This is a genomic window from Romboutsia sp. Marseille-P6047, assembly GCF_900604535.1.
Classification (GTDB): domain Bacteria; phylum Bacillota; class Clostridia; order Peptostreptococcales; family Peptostreptococcaceae; genus Romboutsia_E.
Genome location: NZ_UWOT01000011.1, coordinates 79214 through 96948, shown reverse-complemented (window position 1 = coordinate 96948; position 17735 = coordinate 79214). Strand labels below are relative to the sequence as shown.

The following is a 17735-nucleotide window of genomic DNA, read 5'->3' as shown; positions in this document are numbered from 1 at the left end:
CCACTGCTGCCTCCCGTAGGAGTTTGGACCGTGTCTCAGTTCCAATGTGGCCGATCACCCTCTCAGGTCGGCTACTGATCGTCGCCTTGGTAAGCCGTTACCTTACCAACTAGCTAATCAGACGCGGGTCCATCCTATACCGCCGGAGCTTTGATATTTCTACCATGCGATAAAAATATATCATCTCGTATTAGCGTACCTTTCGGTACGTTATCCGTGTGTATAGGGCAGGTTACCCACGCGTTACTCACCCGTCCGCCGCTCACTTCCGAAGAAGTTCGCTCGACTTGCATGTGTTAGGCACGCCGCCAGCGTTCATCCTGAGCCAGGATCAAACTCTCAAATAAAAGTTGTCCATTGCTCAGCTAATCATTATCTGAATATCTGGCTTGGTTGTTTGTGTTTAATTCTTAAATAAGAATAAATTTTATAAATTAACCTACTGTTTAATTTTCAAAGTTCATTGTTTCGACTTACTTATATTAACAACTTATTTCAATCTTGTCAACATTTTCTTTCGTTTTATTTTTCGTCCGTATCTCTTGGACAAGTAATACTTTACCACCATATTCTTTATCGGTCAACCCCTTTTTTAAATTAATTTTAATTTTAAGTTATAAATTAGAGTGTTATTTTCTTAAGTTCAGATATATACTCATTTTTCGAAGTTAAATTTTATTCAAAAATTTTTTATTAATAATTTATTTTGATATTCAAAATTTATTTTAAAAATTAGATGAATGTTTTCACTTATAGAGTATAATAGTATTATGGCTATATTTTGAAATTAATTTATTTTATTAAAATAGTTTCATTATATAAACTTAACATTCACGAACTGGAGGTTTATTTATGGGAAAGTATGTTAGAGAATCAATTAACGGTGTTACACATCTAATCGGTGCTATTCTAGCATTTGTTGGGCTATTAGCACTAGTTATAAAGACCACACTAAGAGATCCTTCTATAACATCACTAACTGCAGTAATTATTTTTGGAGTAAGTTTAATTCTATTATACTCAGCTTCTGCTACTTATCATTTAACTATAGCAACTGATTCTAGAATTAAATTTTTAAGAAAAATTGATCATTCAATGATTTTCATACTAATAGCAGGTTCATATGCACCATTTTGTTTAATATCTCTAAAAGGACCTAAAGGTTTTATTCTTTTTGGTGTATTACTTTTCATAGCTATATTAGGTGTTTTATTTAAACTAATTTGGTTTAATTGTCCTAGATGGATTTCTACACTAATTTATGTTGCTATGGGATGGATGGCTATATTTGTTATCAAACCGTTATATCATTCTTTATCAGTTAATGGATTAATATTATTGGTATCCGGAGGGCTTGCATATACTGTAGGAGCAGCTATCTATGGACTTAAACCTAAGTTTTTAAAATTTAAAAATTTTGAATATCATGAAATATTCCATTTATTTATTATGCTAGGTAGTTTACTTCATTTTATCTGTGTATACATATATGTAATATAAAACTAACGAAAGCCCCTTAGTCAAAAATGACTAAGAGGCTTTCACTTATTTTATCTAAGAATTCTCATAGCATTTAGTACCGCTATTAATGCTACTCCAACATCTGCAAATATGGCTTCCCACATAGTAGCAATACCTCCTGCACCCATTATCATAACAATAACCTTAATACTAAGAGCAAATATTATATTTTGCCACACTATCTTATTAGTTTTTTTAGATATTTCTATAGCTTTGTATATTTTATTTGGCTCATCTGTCATAAGAACTACATCAGCAGCCTCTATAGCTGCATCCGAACCTAAACCTCCCATAGCTATTCCTACATCTACACGAGCAAGTACCGGAGCATCATTTATTCCATCACCAACAAATGCCACCTTTTCTTTTTCGTTTCTATTTTTGTATATTTCTTCTACTTTTTCTACTTTTTCATTAGGAAGCAAATCAGAGTATACTTTATCTAACCTTAAATCTAATGCAACTTTGTTAGCTACATTTTTATTATCACCTGTCAACATTATAACTTCTTTTATACCAATATTTTTTAAATTTGCTATTGCGTCTTTACTATCATCTTTAACTTCATCAGATATAACAATATATCCTCTATATATACTATTTACAGCTATATGCACTACTGTTCCAACTTCTTTAGATTCAGAATATAATATATTATTAATTTTCATTAATTTTTCATTACCAGCTAAAATCATATCTGTATCATATTGAACTCTTATACCATGCGCTGCAATTTCTTCATATTTTTTTATATTCTCTATATCAACATCTTTTCCATAGTATTTTAATATTGACTTGGCTATAGGGTGATTGGAATTAACCTCTGCTATAGCTGCATAATGTATTAATTCATCTTTTGATATACCTATAGAATTTACATTAGTTACATTAAATACTCCCTTAGTTAAAGTTCCTGTTTTATCGAAAACTACTGTGTCTATATCTTTCAAAGCCTCTAGGTAATTACTACCTTTTATAAGAATGCCATTTTTTGATGCATGACCGATTCCACTGAAAAAGCTTAATGGTATTGATAATACTAAAGCACAAGGACAAGAAACTACCAAGAATATAAGCCCTCTATATAACCATTCACTAAACTTAGCTCCTGGAATTATTAATAAAGGAATTATAACTATTGCAGTAGCTAAAGATACCACTACTGGAGTATAATATCTAGAAAACTTAGATATAAAGTTTTCAGTTTTAGATTTTTTACTACTTGCATTTTCAACTAAGTCTAATATTTTAGAAACAGTTGATTCTTCATATTCCTTTGTTACCTTTACAGTTAGTAAAGCATTTTTGTTTATAAATCCAGATAAAATTTCATCACCTTTACTTGCATCTCTTAAAACAGATTCACCAGTTATAGCTGATGTATCTACCATTGATGAACCTTCTATTATTACACCATCTAAAGGCACTTTTTCACCTGGCTTTATAACTATTATATCTCCTATTTCCACATTTTCAGGAGAAACTACCTTTATTTCATTATTCACTTTTAAATGTGCATTATCAGGTCTTATATTCATAAGAGATGCTATAGATTTTCTAGACTTACCTACAGCAATCCCTTGTAAATACTCTCCTAATTGATAGAATAACATAACTGCTACAGCTTCTGATATTTCACCAATTCCTAAAGCTCCAATTGTAGCTATCGCCATTAAAAAATTCTCATCAAAAATTCTTCCTTTAGATATATTTTTAATAGCTTTTAGTACTACGCTACCTCCTACTACTATATAAGATATAATTAGTAATATATTCATCATTGTACTTTCTATACCATTACTACTTTGGTATATTGCAATAGCATATATGACAAACCCAATGATTAATTTTATTAAATCTTTTTTCGAAGAATCTTTTTCATCTTTATATTTATTATCTTTCTTTCCACCTTCAGCTACATTTATATCTAATCCTGGCTCTGTATTATTTATTATATCTATTATAGTTGAGATGACCTCTTTATCGTCTTCTCCTTTTTTTAACACTATACTTAATTTTTTATTTATAAAATTTAAATCCGCACTTTCTACCCCGTTTAAATCATTCACTTTTTGATTTATAACTTCTGCACAATGAGCACAGTTCAAACCATTTAATATAAGCTCTTTCTTCACACCCTTTTTAACTTTTTTTACTATTTCTATATCTAGTCCTGGTTCTGTATTATTTATTATATTTATAGATTTTTCTACTAAATCATTTTCTTTTTTCTTATCAATTATATTTATAGTAAGCTTTTTGTTTACAAAGTTTAGATTACAGGAATCTATACCTTCTAATTTTCCTATTTTATCATTTATAACTTCTGCACAATGAGCACAGTTTAAACCATTTAGTATGAGCTCTACTTTAGCCCCATCGTTTTCAGATTTAATTTTACTTTTCTTAGAAACTAAATCTTTCTTTATACCTCTTTGTCTTTTTTTATACGGTATAGAGTTTAAGACAACACCAATATCTAAACCTGGCTCTATAGAGTTTATTATATCTATTACTGAGGAAATTACGACTTCTTCATTATATGAATCTAATACATCTATTTTAAGTACTTTTTTATCTAAATCTAAATTACAATTTTCTATTTCCTCTAACTCTGATACTGTTTTACATATAGCCTTTGCACACTGAGAACACTCCAAACCACTTAGGCTAATTTCTTTTCTTAATAAACTAAAATCTCCCATTTTATGCCCTCCTACCTTTTATAAGTCTCTTGAATATGGTTTAATCCGCAGTTAAATATCTGACTAATATGACTATCATCTAGTGAGTAATAGACCGTTTTTCCTTCTTTTCTAAACTTCACTAGTCTAGCTTGTTTGAGCACTCTCAATTGATGTGATATAGCTGAGTGAGTCATATTTAAAAGGTTCGCTATATCACATACACACATTTCATTAGAAAATAATGCGTATAGTATTTTTATTCTCGTCGTATCCCCAAAAACTTTAAATAATTCCGCTAAATCATATAACATTTCTTCTTCAGGCATGCTACTTTTAGTTTCATTTACTATATCTTCATGTATATCATTGCATTCACATGCAGTAATTGTTCTTTGTTTCATATTTAATTCCTCCATTTATAACAATATATGAATAACTGTTCATATATTGTATTATATGCTAGATATCATATCTTTGCAACTATTATTACTATGATTTTTCATCAATATTTTTTTATACACATATTAATTTTATTAATAATATATATATTATTAAGAGCAAATTTAAAGCAGTGTGTTTTAGGAAGGAGAATTAATCATGAACTATAATATGTATACAAATAGACAAAAAGATCAAATAGACCCTAACTATATATATCCTAGACCTTATATTGATCCTATGATGTATGTTAATCCGTATATGCCTTATGGACCTCAGTTTTCAAACTATCAAATGGAGCCTACATCAAACGGATACGTGACTTACGCTAATCCATTTGCAGAGAATCCAGGAAATCCTGATTTACCTCAAATGGATGATAACTCTGTATATCCAACAATAGAAGATAATGACTATAATCAATCAGAACCTTTTGAACCTGCTAATCAAGGGTACCCAAATAACCAAAATCCATATAGCAATCAAGGATATCCAAATAATCAATCCCCATATAACAATCAAGGGTATCCAAATAACCAAAACCCATATAACAATCAAGGGTATCCAAATAACCAAAACCCATATAACAGTCAGGGGTATCCAAATATTAATACTCCTAGTAATATGCCTGGATTACCTCAAAACCCCAATATACAAGGCTTACCTATGGGATATCCCCCTGGTATGTTCCCTAACATGTATATGATGCCTAATATGATGTATCCTCCTGGTATGTTCCCTGGTATGTATATGATACCTAATATGATGTACCCTCCTGGTATGTTCCCTGGTATGCCACAAATAAATATGGAGGAATTTGACGAGGAAGAAATGTAAATTTTAATAAATTTAGTGTTATAAAATTTATATTTCTTGTCTACACTATTTAATGTATTCCTCATAATATTCCCCCAATATTATAAATACAAAATAAGATTATGATATAAATTATCATAATCTTATTTTTTGATTATATTAACTTAAAAAATCTTCAAAATTATTAGAACCTGACTCTGCAAAATCATACAAAGCATTTTCTTCAAAGTAGTACTCATTTTTTATGGATATATACTCTTTATAGTTATTCTGTAGCATTTTATTTATGTACATTCTATCCCTATCATTATAAGTTGCCACAAATAATTCTGTATCCATTATATAATAAACAGCTCTTATATCATTATTTATCACATATATATTTTCTTTCACATGGTCATTATTAAAATTAAATCTTGTAAGAAGTATTCCTTCATCCATTTCAGATTTTAGTAAAAATGGGTTTTCTTTATGAAACTTCTCTATGAAATTTGATTTCTCAATAACATTATACACTGTAACAAATTCTTCTTTTGATATTTCGTCAAAAACTTCAAAATCAAATATGCCTTCTCTTTCTGAAACAAGCATAGAACTTATTTTAAATCTATCACCTTCTTTTACTATATTAAATGCGATTTTGCATATATAATATCCATCTTCATCTTCATATAAAGCTTCACTTACAAATTTATTATTCCCTTTTGAAGTTACTGTATTTTTTAATAGCGTACCATTTATATTTGTAATATGCATATTGGAAATTTCATCACTACCAGAAAAGTATTTTAAAGCTTCTCTATCCCATCCAATAAACCTCATTGTCATATAGTTTACAAATTCAATTTCATCTTTTATATCTTTACATATTATAGGATATAAATCTTCTATTTTTAAATTACTTTCATATTTATTGATTATATCTATATATTCTTCCACATTTCCTGGAAGATTCTTTTCCCAGGCTATAGTCTTGCTTCCAAAATACTTAATTAAAAATAAAGCTTGTTCTTTTGATACTTGCAATACATCAGCACCTAAGCCTCCCACAAGCCTTTGTTGTTCTATGTATGCTTCTTCTTTAGTTGGTTTTTTTAGACTAACATAATCTGCTATACCTAATCCTTCTGCATCTAATAAAAAATATTGATATATGTTATCTTCATTTTCACTATAACATATTAAAAGCCCCATACTACCCATAAGCCTTGAGTTAGTCACCTTAGCAAAGTTAAATTGCATTAAATCACATCCTTATGTATATAATTCTAAATAAATTATAAACTATTTAATAAAACATTTTACTATAAATACTAGTTTACCATAATAAATGTAAAATATTTTTAATTTATTATCTATAGTTTTACAACAATAGCATATTTTATAATATAATAAAGTAAATGGTTAATCGAGGTGATGTTAATGAACAATATAGCAGCTTTTTTTGATATAGACGGAACTCTTTATAGAGACTCCCTTATGGTTGAACATTTTAAGAAACTAATAAGGTACGATATTATAGATCAGAAGGCTTGGTTTGAGCATGCAAGAGATACTTTCATGGACTGGGATAAAAGACAAGGTAACTATGATGATTACTTAGAAGAGATTTGTGATTTATATGTAGACTCTTTAATAGGTCTAGATAAAACTTGTATTGATTTTACTAGTGATCAAGTTATAAAACTAAAATCTGATAGAGTATATAAATATACACGTTCAAGAATACAATGGCATTTAGAGCAAGGTCATAAGGTTATATTTATATCTGGTAGCCCTAACTTTTTAGTTGAAAAAATGGCAAATAAATATGATGCTACTGATTTTATAGGAAGTGATTATGTTTTTGAAAACGGATTTTTTAGCGGGACAGTCATTCCAATGTGGGATTCTGTAAGTAAAAATACAGCTATAGATAATTTTATAAAAAAATATAACATTGATTTAGAAAAATCTTACGCTTATGGTGATACTAACGGTGATATAAACATGTTAAGAAGAGTTGGCAATCCAATTGCTATAAACCCTACTAAAGAATTACTAACTCATTTATCTAATGATAAAGTGTTACGTGATATTACTAAAATAATAGTAGAAAGAAAAGATATTGTTTATTCTTTAAAAGCAGATGTTGATATGTTAGAAATATAGGGATGAGATTACTCATTCCTTTTTATTTATTAAGGAGGTAGAAATATTTGAACATAAAAAATACAATTACTCCAGAAAAATTAAATGAGGATATAGATAGTTTAAGTAAAAACTTATATTTAGAGTCTCCTGATCTATGGATTGATTTTTCTGATAAGATGGGGGAAAATAAATTTGACGAAATGGTCCTTTTCTTTGCTACTAAATATAAGTATCTATCAATAGTTAAACATGCTGTAAATAACAATCTAATAAATTTAGATTCACCATCTAAAAACAAAGCTTTCAAGTCAATAAGAGAACACTTAATAAGTATAGCTAAACAGAATAATAATATTGAAATTTATAACTTTCTAACTAATAATATTGATAATTTCTCAAGTTCAGAAAGCTCATCAAATGAAATTGAAACTAATAATACTGATAAAAGTTCTTATGCTCCTAAATTTATATGTTCTCATTGTAACACTAATATTTTAGATACAGGATATATTTCTTCAGAAGAGACTACATATAAATATTCAAGTCAACTAAATAAATTAGTTTCAACTTCTAAAAATACACTTGATACTATTATTTGCAGTAACTGTAAAAATATTATAAGTACTGCTAGTCCAAAATTACTAGAAAGTCTTTGCACCGTTCAAAATTGTTCTAAATGTGGATTAGATTTAACATACACAGGTATTATTGATAAAGTTAAAATGAGTTATGATAAAAACTTAAATAAGTTTATAAACTCAAAAACATCTTATCATTGTTCTAATTGTGACAATGAGCTTAATCAATATCAAATAGATCATTTTAATTTATAATAAAAAGATACACATCATAACGATTAATCATTATGATGTGTACCTTTATTTATTTTAATTATTTTTTTAATTTTTATATGATAATAATCTATAAATTCAGAATATATGTAGTCATATAGTATAAACACTAATTCAAATGCACATATAGTTATAACATTTATGGGTATATAAACAAATTGCTTAATTATAAAATATAAAATCAGTACTGAAGTATTCGCAAATATTAATTTAAGCAAATATTCTACAATTATATGCCTATCACTTTCTATAATATACTTTACTAAACCATATATTCCAAATGTAAAAATGTATATTAACCATTGAACTTTACTATTAATTACAATAAAACCTAAAATAGCTGAAGATATATAAAATATAATTCCAGTCGATAATCCCCATTCCATTATAATTATAGATATTGGAAGCGATGCTAACCCTAAAAGAAATACAGTATTTATAGGTATGACATTTATAAGCATTAATAAGATAGCATTTAAAGATAGTAATATTCCTCCATATGCTATTTTTTTACTCATATATCCCTCCTAAAAACAACTTACTAAGTCTCCTCCAAAGCATTCACAACATGAATCCAAGCACCACAGTTTCATACAATCTTCACAACAATCATCACCTAAACAACAGCAACAATCATCGCAACAACAACAGCAGCACCCATCCAAATCATTATGTCTTCTTCTATTATAATTATATGCCCTATAATTATAATCATCTCTATACCTACTAAATCTGCTTACAGCATTTTTATATTCCTCATTATCTGGTTCCATAAATTTAGCTCTTTTTATATAATCTTCACCTTGTTCATAATAACCTATATTCATAGCTGATATTCCAGATAAATAATACCATTCACTACATTTATTACTCACAGTTTGTAAAAAATCATATGCAGCTTTAAACTCTTTATTATCTATCAATTTTCTTGCCTTTAAAAAAGTATCATTATAAATATTGTTATACATTACCTTCACATCCTTTATCCAATATATTTTTATACCTTAAATAAACTCCAGAATACACTATATTATCTATTATATTTCTATTAACTCTTAAGTTTAAAGAGTCTATATTTTGGGCTAAGAGTCCTAATGATATACTTATTAACTTATCAACCCTTGTCTTTAGCTCTTCTTTTTTATCTATATATTCTATAAATGGATTGTATCTACCTTTTTCATAATCTTTATCTAAATCCTCATATGCATCTAATAAATATATGTATTTCCCTATATTAAATCCTATATTTCTAAGCTGTTGTTCATATTCATCATTTTTATATACAAATATTTCTCCCATAAGGTTTCCGAATGTATTCGATACCATATCTATATTTATATTTTTTTCATTCTCTAACCTATTTAATTCTTCTAATTGAGATTTTATAAACTCAGCTTTATCAGGATATTTTTCATGTGCAAATTTAAGCTTACTTTTATATGCATTGTATGCAATTATATCTTTTATTCTTTTTTCATCATTTACATTATCTTCTAACTTATAATACGCTAATAATACATTCATACTAGCTGCATATTCTGTAACTTCATTTATTATTTTCTTTTTCTTTTTAAAAGGATTAGTTATACATCCTTCTTCTATAATAATTGGCTTAGGTCTGTATAATGATGTTAGTACTAAAATCAAAAATGTTATATCATAATTTAGTGTTAATCTAGATATTTCTCCATGGTTATTTTTTAAGTATTTACATAAGCCACAATAATATCCTCTATAATGCTCGTATTCTCTAAAAGTTAAATCCATTTTATTTATTTTTACATAACCAAACATATTTATTCCTTTCTAGATGATGAATTTAAAATTTCAAACTAATCTCTAAGTTTTATAATTTCTACTTTATATCCTTCAAATTCAAAAATATTTTCTTTAATAATATTCTCCTTAATATATAGTTTTGCCATCGTAGGCTCTAGCTTAAATCTTTTAGGTCCTACCGAACCAGGATTTATATATAAAATCCCCTCTTCTATATATATTTTACTCCTATGAGAATGACCATATACAATAATATCTATATCTTTTTTATTTAAAGGTTCTTTTATATCTTTAATATTATGAATTAAATATATTTTTAATTTATTTATATTTATTACTTTTCCAGACGTATCATTATCCTTATCTATATTCCCATATACAAACTCAGTTCTACAAATTTGTTGTAATGAGTTTATTATATCATTTTTTCCAACATCACCAGCATGAATTATTAATTCACAATTGTTTAATTCTTGTAATACTTCTTGTCTTAGTAATCCATGTGTGTCTGATATTATACCTATAATCATACTACCACTCCTATAAAAAAAGAGATATCTTCAAAACAAAGTAAAGATAACTCTTAATATATTTTAATTACTATTTTCAGTTAAATTTTCACTCATTATTCTTGCGTATCTTATTGATTTAGATATTCTTTCATGAATACCTTCTTTATCATCAATAACTACATCAATTTTGCTATTCCATATATCATCAAATAATTCATCGCACATTTCTTTAAACTTATTATCACAAATAATAGAATAGTAATTTTTCCCAGAAATAGGATGCATTTTAGTCATTTTTAAACTTTTAGATAGATAAAGCGATGGATTATCATTATTTCTAAATTCATCTATAAAGTTACCATCAATCATTCTTATCTCTACATCTTCTGATTCCATAATTATTTTTTCTATATATTCCACATGTCTTTGTCTTTCTTTAAAAGTCAATGTTACAGGCGTATTAAAAAAGTGTAAACATCCTGATGACAGATACTTTCTTAGTTCTGCCTCGTATATAAGTACTTTTAATTTAGACTTATATGTTGCATTTTGAAGAAAGATATTTATTTTATTTAGTTCATTTAGTATATTTTTATTTTCCACAAATGTTCTCTCTGCCACTTCCATAAATAAATCCGATGGCATAAAGAACTCATTTATAGAACCCAATATACATCTTAAATCGTTATTCATTATATATTGAAGATATGTTTGATCTTCTATCATTGATAAAGGAGTCTTTTTTTCGCATAAAGACTTACCTTTTTGTTTTTGAGCACGTACTAGACTATAGTACACATCTTCTATTAAATTCTTATCCTTTGAGTACGTACTTAATAAACATTGTCCATCTGGGTAATGAGTTGTATTTATCAAAAACTTATCTTTTATTACTGATATTGTAGAGTTAGGATTAATATTACAGTTATAAACTTCGAAATCAAGTGCTGGATAAGTTGATATAAAATTTATACCTATTAATGTGTTTAGTATTTTTTGCTCCTTATTTTTTCGTTTATCTTCAAGACCCATGAGAATTGTTATTTTAGTATTTGTATTTCTACTAATTTCATAGAATGATTTCTTCACATTCCCTAGGGAAACTTTATCTTTATAGGTTAAATCAAATAAATTAAAAGATAAAATCATATCTAGATTTTCCCCTTTATTTATCAATGAAAAAATTTCATTAGTAAACTCTTTTTGAACAATAGTTGCTTCAACACTAGATAAACTATTATAAAATTCTTCTGAGTGAGTATTTTTAGGTATATTTTGAACACCTTTATCACTCATACCTCTAGCCTCATCCATATATGCATTTTTTAATGTTTTTTCTATATATCGTATTATATATTCCTTATCGCTTTTTTCATCAATTTCAAAATAATTTACAAGATTTTCATATGTAGAATTATTTAAGGAATCAACTATGAAAAGCGCAATGTCTTTACATATTTCATTTATTCTCTTAGAGCTCGGTAAATTCTTTGATGATATCCACTTATTTATATAAGATATATCATAACCTAATGTATTTGCCAAAGCGCTCTTCTTTTGATTTGATATATATAATAAATTTTCTAAAATACTTCCAAATGTAATACTATTCAAATCCAAACCTCCTAGAATTTATTTTTTAATTCTTTTGGCTATATACCTTTGAACTTTAATTATATCATCATAACTATAATTATTTTCTCCCTTTTATTGATTTAAATTGATTCAATTTTAATCATTTTTTTGCCTTTTTTCCTCAAAATTCGTCATTTTTCGATAGAATGTCTAAAATTTCAGTGTTAGTATTATGTTAAAGATTTCGCATCAAGTAAACTTTACTTAAAAAACAAAATGAAAACGTTATAATACAAGTTATAAAATCAAAAGGAGAAATTAAATGAATAATTTAAACAGTAAGAAAAGTAAACTAACCGCTGGGTGGATAATCGTAATTGCATGTATGTTTATACAAGCTGTTCCAGCAGGTATTATCGCTAACACGCAATCTTTATTTATATATCCAGTTATAAATGCTAGAGGATTTTCACTAGTAGCATTCTCTCTAATGTTTTCAATAGGAACAATAGTATCAGCGGTTGCTGGACCATTTATAGGTTCTTTATTTACAAAAGTAAATACTAAAACAATATATATATTTGGAGCAATCATAGCTGGCTTAGGATTCACTGCATTCTCTATTGCAACACAAATTTGGCATTTCTATATACTTTATGGAGTAGCTCAAATAGGTTCTGCTATGATATCTGGTATAGGTATACCACTTTTAATAAGTTCATGGTTCGATGAAGCTACTAAAGGTAAAGCTTTAGGAATCGCATTTGCAGGTGGATCTATAGGTAACTTTTTCCTACAACCATTCACTTCAAAATTAATAGCTGCACAAGGTTATGCTGTTGCTTACTTAACACTTGGTATACTAGCTTTAGTAGTAGGTTTACTAATATCATTATTCTTAATAAGAATGCCTAAGGATTCTAGCGAGGTAGTTAGATCTAAAAATTATGATACTAATAAAAGTAATACAAATTCTGTATCTTCAGGATATACTTTAAAAGAAGCTGTAAAAACTAAGTACTTCTGGATGCTTTGTTTTGGATTCACATTTGTAGGATTATATGTTTCAGCTTATTCAGTTCAATATGCTGCATACTTCCAAGGTGAATTAAACTTTAACTCAACAGTCGTAGGTCTTACAGGTTCTATATTTGCAATATGTTCATTAGCTGGAAATATAATTGGTGGTTCTTTATTTGACAAGTTAGGTGCATTAAAATGTCTAATATTCTCTACAGTATTAGTATTACTATCAGGAATATTCTTATTATTTGCTAAACATAGCATAATATTTGCACACTTATTCTCAGCTACAAAAGGACTAGCTATATTCATTTATATGATAGGACCAGCTTACTTAACAGGTTCATTCTTTGGAAATAAAGAATATGGTAGCATATTAGGTATAGTTCAATTACTATTTGCAGTTGGTATATCTGCAGGGTCTGCAGTATTCGGAATTTTAGCAGAAAATCTTGGATATGATATGTCTTGGACATTAGTATTAGGTGCTGTAGCTATAGCTTACACATTATTAATAATGGCAACTATCGGTATGACTAAATTAAACAAACAAAAACAAAAAAATAACGCGAATATAAACGCTGCTTAATATAATAAAAAGGTGAGCTAAAATGAGCTCACCTTTTTATTATATGTAAATTTACGCTATAATATAAATTTACTCAAATTTCCATCTACATCCTCAATAGTCATAACATTTAAACCTTTATAATTCTTAAACAACCATTTAATATCACTCATAACTTGATTTACTTGAGCCTTACTTAAATCTCCAATAAAATACTCTTCTCTCAAATCACTATAGTTTTTTTCTGTAAGGAAAGCTCTTATAAATCCAAAGGCAATCATATTCGGTATATTATTTTCATTTGCTTTTTTACTTTTTATACTTTTAGATTTCATTTTCATATTTTTCACCCCATAATAAAATTCATAAGCTTATTAATATCTATTCATAAGTGAGTTTTTATATCCTAAAATATAATATTCATAAAAGGAGTATATATTTATAATTCTTAAATTATAAATATATACTCCTAATTGTATAAAAATTTTATTGATTTATTTTTTATTAAGCTGCTTTTTTATCATTATTTCCAGCTAATTGATATTTTTTCCACTCTTTAACTGTGAATATAGCTAATGCAGTAACATTTATTCCACAAAGCACGAATAGTAATAAGTCAACTGCTTCAAACACAACGTTAGCTCCAAATACTGCTAAAGTACCAGCAGCTATTATTAAAAGTAAGTATATAGCTATATTCTTGTTTATATGGTTTTTCTTAAATAATTTTGTCATATAGTAGTAAGAACCTAATATAGTAGTTAATGCAGATAATACTGTAAATGCACATAATACTACTAGTCCAAACATTCCAGTTACATCTTTAGCTGTGAAGAAATACTCTGCTAGTCTTTCAGCAGCTCCACCTTGGAATGTTATTAATCCAGCATTTATACCGTAAGATGCTATATAAGAAGTAACTACTATAGAAACTACTACAGTTACTACTGTTGGTATTAAAGATATCATAGCTGCTTCTCTTGGTTGAGTGTCAGCTTCTTGAGCTGCCATAGCTAATGCCCCAAGACCAGTTTCTGCAGTTTGTAGTACTTTTTGCATACCTAATACAAATCCTAACATTATACCACTAAATCCATTAACTGGATTTGTCATACCTTCTATAATATGAGCAAAGTAAGTTGGTATATAGTTTCCAGTTTTAATAACGAATAATGTGAAGAATATAAAATACCCTGCAACAGCTGTACCTATCATATAAGTCATGGCATTCATAAATATTTCATGTTTCTTAGATAATACTAATACAGCAACTACTGCTATTACTGGTACAACTATAAACATATATCTTTGAAGTAAAGTAAGATTCATTCCCATAAATTCACTTGTTACTAACTTAGCAACTGAATCTATACCTGAGAATTGGAATCCACCAAACCCAAATACTGCTAACGCCACAAAACATACAGCGTAAACCATACCTAATGAAGGATGTATTAAATCTCCTATATATTCCTTTGGACTTTTACCCATTATTTTTGAGTTTAATGTTTCAGAATAAGAAACTGGTACCATTATACAAGCTCCTAATAAAGCCCATATAGCCATAGCTTCTACGTTTACTTCTCCTGAAGCAGAGAATTTAGATAAAGCACCAAGAACCCCTATTATAGCTCCAGTACCTATCATTGCACCTAATGATATAGATGCAGGTCCTATTATGTTTTTAAATTTTAATCCAGCTGGCTTAGTAGCTTTCTTTTGTATCATGCCTATTGTTCTTATTGATGTAAATGCGCCAACAATTAACATGAATGGTAAGAATACTGGCCAAACCGCATCAGAAATACCTGTTATGATAGTTTCTAATTGATGTAACATGCGTTTTTCTCCTTCTTAAATATAAATTTTTATAATTTCTACGCTTTTAGGATATTTTAACCTTAATAATATAAAAATATCAATAAAAAAAAGATACATTATTTTAATTAAATCCATATTAAATAAAAGCAATAAATTTTTAAATTATATTGCTTAAAAACTAAAAAAGTTTTCCTTTTAGATTTAACTAAAAAATATATCTTGTTATGTATTATTCGCCAATTATAAATCAATAATATCAATATCTAATAATAATTGTCAAGTATTTATCATTTATTTTTTATTTTTTTATTTTTCAATAAATTATTTTTTATTTTTTCTACCTATTTATATATAATTCTAAACATATGCAAATTTTATTTTAAAATTTCAAATTATCATTTAAGATTTCTATATATCTCAAGGATTCGGATACTAGCATTTTACTTTCATGCTTTTCATTATCATTTATTCTCTCTTTCCAAATTTTATCAAAGAATATTTTTAATATTTCATCTAATTTTTTATCATTTATAATTAAGTAGTTTTCACTATCTTCATTGGGGTTTTCTTTTAAAAATGACATATTTTTTGATAAATACATTGATGGTTTTTCTTCATTTTTAAAATCATCCAATACAGAGTTCTCAATAACCTTAAGATTTATATTATCTTTTTCTTCTAACAGTTTTTTCATATGACTTAAATGACGCTGTCTTTGTTCTAAACTTAAATTTATAGGCTTATTGAAAAATGTCATATTTCCACTAGATACATATGTTCTAAACACTGATTCATACATGATAATATTTAATTTAGAATTATATGTTACATTTTGTAGTATTGTATCTATTTTTTTTAGCTTAATTAACGCTTCTTTCTCATCTCCAAAAATATTTTTACCAATTTCTAAAAATAAATCTGATGGCATAAACAACTCAGTTACTGATCCAACTAACCACCTTAAATCTTGATCCATGATGTAATTCATATAGCGTTGGCTTATAATTATCTCTTCTGGTGTTTTTTTTCTAAACATATGTCTACTTTGAGTGCTTATCATCTCTTCTAAAGTATGGTACATTTCATCAACTACATCATCATCTGTAGATGTTATCGTTGTTATACACTTATGATTGTTGTAAATAGCTGTATGAGCACATTTATTTTTTACTGCTGACATAAATATATTTGATGGAAAGTCACAACTATATAATTCAGCATTAATCCTCCCCCTTGATGTAACCATATTTATGAACAACATCACATCAAATATTATTTCTTTAATATCATTATCAGAATCAAAACTTATCAAGTACTTCATTTTCACTAACTCTTTATGATTACTAGACTTATTATTTTCACCATTTCTTATTCCTGCAAGATGCACCTTATCTTCTCTATTTAAAGAAAATAAATTACAAAGTACTGTCATATCTGAAAGCCCCGCTTCTTCTATAAAACTTATTATCTCATCATCTAAATATTTTTTTCTAAGTGTAGGATTTATTGTTTGTATACTATTATTTTTTCTAATATCTTTTTTTAATGTTTTTTTATTATTTTTATTGTAACTATATAAATAAGATTCACTTAACTTTTCTTCTATCGTTTTTTTCAAAATTTCACTTTTATTTTCATTTTCTGTAGTATTTATTTCAAAATAATCACTTATATCACGTAGTGATGACTCACTTGAAGATTTTACTATAAAATCAGCTGTAATTTTACTTATATTTTTTATATTCTTAGCAGCTGGTAACATAGTTGAATTAATCCACTTACTGATATAAGATACATCATATCCTAATTCCATAGCTAGAGAGTAATTCTTTTGTCCCGAAAAATAAATTAATTTCTCAATTAATTTACCAAATTCTCTTTCAATCATTTCTAACCCTCCTTTTTGTAAAATGCACATTTTTATAATATCATACCCATATTATGTACACAATGTTATGATATCTATTTTATCGAAAATAGTCGTATTTTTAGTTTTTTATCATTTATT

At 27.2% G+C, this 17735-nt stretch carries 16 protein-coding genes, 1 rRNA gene and 1 pseudogene; 5 read left to right on the top strand and 13 right to left on the bottom strand.

Annotated features, from left to right (window positions below; genetic code table 11):
* Positions 1-347, bottom strand: a 16S ribosomal RNA gene (locus EIH23_RS11760); the annotation flags it as partial.
* 505 nt (positions 348-852) lie between these two features.
* On the opposite strand from EIH23_RS11760, the gene trhA reads away from it, so the two are divergent.
* The gene (trhA, locus tag EIH23_RS11755) at positions 853-1500 is read left to right on the top strand and encodes a PAQR family membrane homeostasis protein TrhA (RefSeq protein WP_122640479.1); all 648 of its coding nucleotides are present in this window, start codon (positions 853-855) and stop codon (positions 1498-1500) included.
* 50 nt (positions 1501-1550) lie between these two features.
* Here the strand turns inward: trhA and EIH23_RS11750 are convergent, their stop codons facing one another.
* The 3 genes and pseudogenes from EIH23_RS11750 to EIH23_RS11745 form a co-directional block, all read right to left on the bottom strand.
* A complete protein-coding gene (locus EIH23_RS11750; RefSeq protein ID WP_442970296.1) occupies positions 1551-3917 on the bottom strand; it encodes a heavy metal translocating P-type ATPase in 2367 nt (788 codons plus the stop codon).
* 108 nt (positions 3918-4025) lie between these two features.
* Positions 4026-4226: pseudogene (locus tag EIH23_RS17230) on the bottom strand (heavy-metal-associated domain-containing protein); the annotation flags it as partial.
* A gap of 11 nt (positions 4227-4237) precedes the next feature.
* Positions 4238-4609 carry an ArsR/SmtB family transcription factor gene (locus EIH23_RS11745; RefSeq protein ID WP_122640477.1) on the bottom strand — a complete coding sequence of 124 codons (372 nt, stop codon included), beginning with the start codon at positions 4607-4609 and terminating at the stop codon, positions 4238-4240.
* 196 nt (positions 4610-4805) lie between these two features.
* Between EIH23_RS11745 and EIH23_RS11740 the strand changes: the two genes are divergently transcribed.
* On the top strand, positions 4806-5483 hold the full coding sequence (locus EIH23_RS11740; RefSeq protein WP_122640476.1) for a hypothetical protein: 678 nt from the start codon (positions 4806-4808) through the stop codon (positions 5481-5483).
* Positions 5484-5621: 138 nt separating this feature from the next.
* Here the strand turns inward: EIH23_RS11740 and EIH23_RS11735 are convergent, their stop codons facing one another.
* Positions 5622-6704, bottom strand: coding sequence for a hypothetical protein (locus EIH23_RS11735; protein ID WP_122640475.1), 1083 nt, complete (start codon positions 6702-6704; stop codon positions 5622-5624).
* A 180-nt stretch (positions 6705-6884) separates the two neighbouring features.
* Between EIH23_RS11735 and EIH23_RS11730 the strand changes: the two genes are divergently transcribed.
* Positions 6885-7613 (top strand): HAD family hydrolase, encoded by a 729-nt coding sequence (locus EIH23_RS11730; protein WP_122640474.1) that lies wholly within the window; start codon positions 6885-6887, stop codon positions 7611-7613.
* Between the two features lie 47 nt (positions 7614-7660).
* Positions 7661-8428 (top strand): hypothetical protein, encoded by a 768-nt coding sequence (locus EIH23_RS11725; RefSeq protein WP_122640473.1) that lies wholly within the window; start codon positions 7661-7663, stop codon positions 8426-8428.
* Positions 8429-8451: 23 nt separating this feature from the next.
* Here the strand turns inward: EIH23_RS11725 and EIH23_RS11720 are convergent, their stop codons facing one another.
* From EIH23_RS11720 to EIH23_RS11700, 5 genes are all read right to left on the bottom strand, one after another.
* Positions 8452-8964, bottom strand: coding sequence for a hypothetical protein (locus tag EIH23_RS11720; RefSeq protein WP_122640472.1), 513 nt, complete (start codon positions 8962-8964; stop codon positions 8452-8454).
* 9 nt (positions 8965-8973) lie between these two features.
* Positions 8974-9414, bottom strand: a complete 441-nt coding sequence (locus EIH23_RS11715) for a hypothetical protein (protein WP_122640471.1) — start codon at positions 9412-9414, stop codon at positions 8974-8976.
* Positions 9407-10243: a DUF5685 family protein gene (locus EIH23_RS11710; protein WP_122640470.1), complete on the bottom strand. Its 837-nt coding sequence runs from the start codon at positions 10241-10243 to the stop codon at positions 9407-9409. Before EIH23_RS11710 ends, EIH23_RS11715 begins: the two co-directional genes overlap by 8 nt.
* Positions 10244-10281: 38 nt before the next feature.
* A complete protein-coding gene (locus EIH23_RS11705) occupies positions 10282-10758 on the bottom strand; it encodes a metallophosphoesterase family protein (RefSeq protein ID WP_122640469.1) in 477 nt (158 codons plus the stop codon).
* Between the two features lie 63 nt (positions 10759-10821).
* Positions 10822-12354: a hypothetical protein gene (locus tag EIH23_RS11700; protein WP_122640468.1), complete on the bottom strand. Its 1533-nt coding sequence runs from the start codon at positions 12352-12354 to the stop codon at positions 10822-10824.
* A 283-nt stretch (positions 12355-12637) separates the two neighbouring features.
* Between EIH23_RS11700 and EIH23_RS11695 the strand changes: the two genes are divergently transcribed.
* Entirely contained in the window at positions 12638-13927 is a 1290-nt protein-coding gene (locus EIH23_RS11695) for a conjugated bile salt MFS transporter (RefSeq protein WP_122640467.1), read from the top strand.
* A 56-nt stretch (positions 13928-13983) separates the two neighbouring features.
* Here EIH23_RS11695 and EIH23_RS11690 read toward each other — a convergent pair whose 3' ends face one another.
* The 3 genes from EIH23_RS11690 to EIH23_RS11680 form a co-directional block, all read right to left on the bottom strand.
* A complete protein-coding gene (locus EIH23_RS11690) occupies positions 13984-14247 on the bottom strand; it encodes a hypothetical protein (RefSeq protein WP_122640466.1) in 264 nt (87 codons plus the stop codon).
* A gap of 163 nt (positions 14248-14410) precedes the next feature.
* Positions 14411-15745: an alanine:cation symporter family protein gene (locus tag EIH23_RS11685; RefSeq protein ID WP_122640465.1), complete on the bottom strand. Its 1335-nt coding sequence runs from the start codon at positions 15743-15745 to the stop codon at positions 14411-14413.
* Between the two features lie 361 nt (positions 15746-16106).
* Positions 16107-17615: a hypothetical protein gene (locus tag EIH23_RS11680; protein WP_122640464.1), complete on the bottom strand. Its 1509-nt coding sequence runs from the start codon at positions 17613-17615 to the stop codon at positions 16107-16109.
* Between the last annotated feature and the right edge of the window lie 120 nt (positions 17616-17735).